We start from the raw sequence: 4,538 nt of genomic DNA, 5'->3' as shown, positions 1-4,538 counted from the left end.
AAATTAAGGCCAAGGTTCGGTAAATCACTGGTGAGAAGACGGAGAGGGTGACTGCGGGGCCGCCGTCAGGTCATAACACCCCCTTCGTGAATCAGCGTGAACCCCTGCTAATTGCCCATTGAAGCCGTTGAAATTGCTGGGAATGGGCGACCGTGAGCCTCTCGATCGCTGTCGTCGGAACCAGTTCCTTCAGCATAAAAATCGGCCGGGGCGAGTGTTGGCATCCGGGTTGCTAATTAGAATCCCAATCGTCTTGCTTTAGGTGAAAAAATTTGCCGCCGACCTTGCAGGGAGTCTTCTGAGTAGCGAGCTTCCCGCAGGTCAAAAGGAGGGAGGGGACACAAGGATTTCAGTAACTGGCAGAAAGGTAGTAGTTGGTAACTGGAAAGTAGCAGAATTTGGCAGATTGGCTGGCTGTAACTGGTGTTAACAATGCAATCCAACAACAAGGGATGCAATCCAACAAACAAGGAGAACAAGATGAAAAAGGTTTTAACCGCAGTATGCATCGCTTCCGTGATGGCTTCGACGACCGCTTTCGCTCTCACCTTCACCGGCACCAACGTCCCCAAGGCCGGGGTTGTCGGTTCCAAGCACAACATGAACAGCTACACTGAGAACACCAAGGACCCGGAAGGCCGCGTCTGCGCATTCTGCCACACCCCGCACCACGCTCTTTCCGACACCACCTCCCAGGGCCTTGCTGACTACCTCCCGCTGTGGTCCCACAAAATCACCACCCAGGAGAGCTTCGTTCCCTACTTCTCCCCGACCGTCAACGTCACCATCACCAACCCGCTCACCGGCCCGACCATCCTCTGCATGAGCTGCCACGACGGCGTGATCGCAGTTGACGAGCACTACAACAACGGCCTCACCACCAACAAGCTTGCTGACGACAACTTCGGCGGCACCGCTATCGGTCTGGCCAACAAGGTTGGCGCACCGGGTGCTAACAACCTGTCCAACGACCACCCGATCGGGTTCCTCTACTCTGAGGCTCTTACCAACCACCCGGGCGACCTGCAGCCGGAGACCGCTACCTTCAACGGCGGCACCAAGAAGATCCAGGATCAGCTGACCGCCGGCGCTTTCACCTGCGCTACCTGCCACGACGTCCACAACAAGGATAACGTTGCCAGCACCTACCCGGGTTCTTCCCGTAACTACTTCCTGCTCGGCGACAACAATGGCTCGGCATTCTGCCTCTCCTGCCACATCAAGTAATTAACCGGCAGTGACCCACACGGGTGAGAGTCCGGGGCCTCGTGCCCCGGGCCCTCACCTTTAATTTTATCCTAATTTGTTATTCTAATGAAAGGAGTACCAATGCTAAGGAAACTCGTGCTAACAGCAGCGCTAGTTCTCAGCGTGCCGGCATTCGCGAACGCAACATGGTTCGTTTCGGCATCGACCTCCGGGAGCGGCACCATCACCAGCCCCGACGTTGTGGCAGGTACCGGTCTGAACGCCATACCCGACACCACCCTCACCGAGACCTTCACGGTAACCCCGGGAGCTGGTAACGCAATCACCGCAGTTCGTCTCAACGGCATGGCCCTTACCGCCACCTCCCCCGGCGTTTACACCATCAACAAGTCGAGGAGCAGCCAGTACGTCACTGCCTACTTCGCAATCGTCAAGGCGACTGTGAATGCCTCCGTCGTCGGCGCCGGCGCCATCGTGCCGACCACCCCGACGCTGACCACCGGCGCGGACTACACGGTAAAGATCAAGCCGAATACCGGCAACGCGATCACCAGCGTTGTGGTTGACGGTGTCGACAAGGGCGCCATCACCACCTGGACCTGGCCCGCAATTTCCGGCCCGCACACCATCGTGGCTAACTTCGCATTCGCGCCGTCGGTCACCGCCACCGTGAACGCCACCGGTACCCTGGTTGCCGGCAACGCCGTTACCCTCAGCGGCGTCGCCTCCACCAACGACACCGGCTTCGCCAGCTACTCCTTCCTGGTGAACGGTTCGACCACCGGCGTGACCCAGGCCAGCCCGACCGCCACCACGGCGACCTTCACCCCGACTGCACCGGGCACCTACGTCGTGACCTTCACCGCCAACACGGTGAACGGCGGCACCGGTTCCGTCACCAGCAATGTCGCCATCCTGAGCACCGCAGTCGCCGCCTACAACGGTTGCGTAAACTGCCATGCCAGCAGGGACACCCAGGTAGTCAACGACTTCACCGCCTCCAAGCACTGGAACAACCTGCGCAACCTGGGTGACTCCGCAGTTGCCGGCGACCAGAAGGCCACTTGCTCCACCAACAAGTGCCACTTCCGGGCTACCGCCTCCAACGCCAACGCCTGCAACACCTGCCACTCCGACGGCCTCAACGCGGACGGCACCTTCAAGGCTGCCTACACCGTCGGCGGCTTCGACGGCATGAACTCCTACCAGGCGACTGCAGCAGCCACCTGCTTCAGCTGCCACTCCGGAGGCAAGCACGGCGCCCCCACCGACAACTTCAAGAAGTCCAGCCACTACAACGGCGACCACGCCAAGCTGTACTACCAGATGGACGTGAAGGCCTGCGTGGCTTGCCACAGCGCTCACCTTCCGGAGTCCGTTACCTACGACGTGTGCCTCAACTGCCACAAGCCGGGTACCCCCTACTCCATCTACAGCTCCAACATGGTCGGCAAGGCCCCGCACTTCGGCGGCCCGATTGACCAGTTCAACACCCAGGCTTCCTTCACCGGCGGCGGCGCTACCTGCGCAGACTGCCACGGCCACAACAACACCATCAACGCCGGCTGGGCTGCAGGCGGCCACGGCGACGTCAAGGGTCTTCCCTGGGTCTCCGACTCCGGCCACACCTGGGACAACCAGGGCCCGGCTACCAACGGGGTTTCCTTCCAGAACTCCCCGCAGCAGACCAACTGCGTCCGTTGCCACACCGCCAATGGCTTCGCCAAGTTCGTCGATTCCGGCTTCGTGAACATCGACAAGAACTACCAGGCTGACGGCGTAACCGTCTCCAAGCAGTCCGCTCCGCTTACCTGCAACGGCTGCCACCTCAACCCGGACAACAGGGCTGCTAACGGTTACACCAACCAGGGTCTGCGTATTGCCAACTTCACCACCGCTTCCCACGGCACCAAAGGCTACAAGGCTCTGTGGGGCTACTCCACCGCCACCATCGCCAAGAAGAAGATCGTCACCAGCATCCAGCTGGCCGACAACCGCGAGTCCAACATCTGCATGCCTTGCCACGCTCAGCGCGCTTCCGGCCAGGAGATCAAGGACCTCTTCGCAGCTCCGGCATTCAAGCAGTACTCCATTGGCTCCAACATCTACCCGCACGCTGCACAGCCGGCTGCAATCTTCAACGGCAAAGGCGGCTACGAGTTCGCTTCCGCAGCAACCTACACCGACCGTGCACGTCACCAGAGGATCGGTAACTACGTAGCAGGCGGCGCCACCGGCTACAACAACACCGGCATCACCCAGGGTTCCTGCGTCGCCTGCCACATGTCTTCGGCAGAGACCCACTCCCTCGAGATCACCGCTGACTCCTTCACCAACACCTGCTACAAGTGCCACCCGGCAGAGTTCACCCAGGCCAACCTGGATGGCAAGAAAGCCGACTTCGACGCAGCTGTCGTGGCCCTTGGCAACCTGCTGGTCAAGAAAGGCATCACCCTCGACGGCATCAACCCGCTGCCCGAGCGCAAAGCCAAGGACATGAGCCTCGGCACCAAGGACAACGTCGTTGCCGAGAAGAACACCGGTGCATGGTTCAACTGGTACCTCTTCTCCACCGCTGACAAGGGCGCTTACGCCCACAATCCGTCCTACGCACGTCGACTGATCTTCGACTCGATCGACTGGATGGACGACGGCATCATGAACAACTCCTCGGCAGGTACCATCCTGTCCATGGCAACTCCCGGCGGTGCGCTGTACAACGCTAGCGTAGACACCTCCAAGGCTGTTTCCTTCACCAACGAGCCTGGCTGCCTCGGCTGCCACTTCGGCACCGGCAACGTCGCCAACGGCACTGCTATCCCGGGTGTTCAGCAGGCTCCGCACATGAACACCGGCACTGTGACCACCGCTACCGGCACCGTTACCCAGGCACAGTACCTTTCCACCAACGAGCAGTGCAACTACTGCCATGGTATCGGCCACGGCACTGACTCCCCGGGCGGCACCATCCTGGCAGACTACAACGAGTCCGCTCACGGCGACACCGCCGGCGAAGCTTGGACCCACTACGACTTCAAGCAGAGCGACCGTGCTGCTTGCCAGCAGTGCCACACCACCACCGGCTTCGTGAAGTACGTAACCAACGGCTTCGTGATGGCTACCGCAGCTACCAGCTGGGGCACCACCGGTGACACCACCAAAGAGGTTCTGGCTTGCAACGCTTGCCACAGCTCCACCTCTTGGAAAACCAGCGTCCGCAACATCGACACCTACACCGTCCCTGCTGCATACGCTCCGTACGCAGCAACCTACACCGCCGGCATGTCCAACCTCTGCATCGTCTGCCACTCCGGCCAGGCAAGCAAGGC

At 60.4% G+C, this 4,538-nt stretch carries 2 protein-coding genes; both read left to right on the top strand.

What is annotated here, in order from left to right:
* The first annotated feature begins 480 nt into the window (after positions 1–480).
* Positions 481–1,227, top strand: coding sequence for a hypothetical protein (locus AC11W3_RS14115; RefSeq protein ID WP_484088640.1), 747 nt, complete (start codon positions 481–483; stop codon positions 1,225–1,227).
* Positions 1,228–1,329: 102 nt separating this feature from the next.
* Positions 1,330–4,538, top strand: a 3,209-nt coding sequence (locus tag AC11W3_RS14110; RefSeq protein ID WP_484093189.1) for a cytochrome c3 family protein, incomplete at its 3' end; no start/stop codon positions are given.

The organism is Geomonas sp., assembly GCF_056994735.1.
Note: the sequence above shows the minus strand (reverse complement) of the source record. Positions and strands in the feature narration are given on the sequence as shown.

Coding starts and splice junctions, on each gene's coding strand:
- AC11W3_RS14115 (WP_484088640.1), top strand. CDS start 481: ATGAAAAAGGTTTTAACCGCAGTATGCATCGCTTCCGTGATGGCTTCG.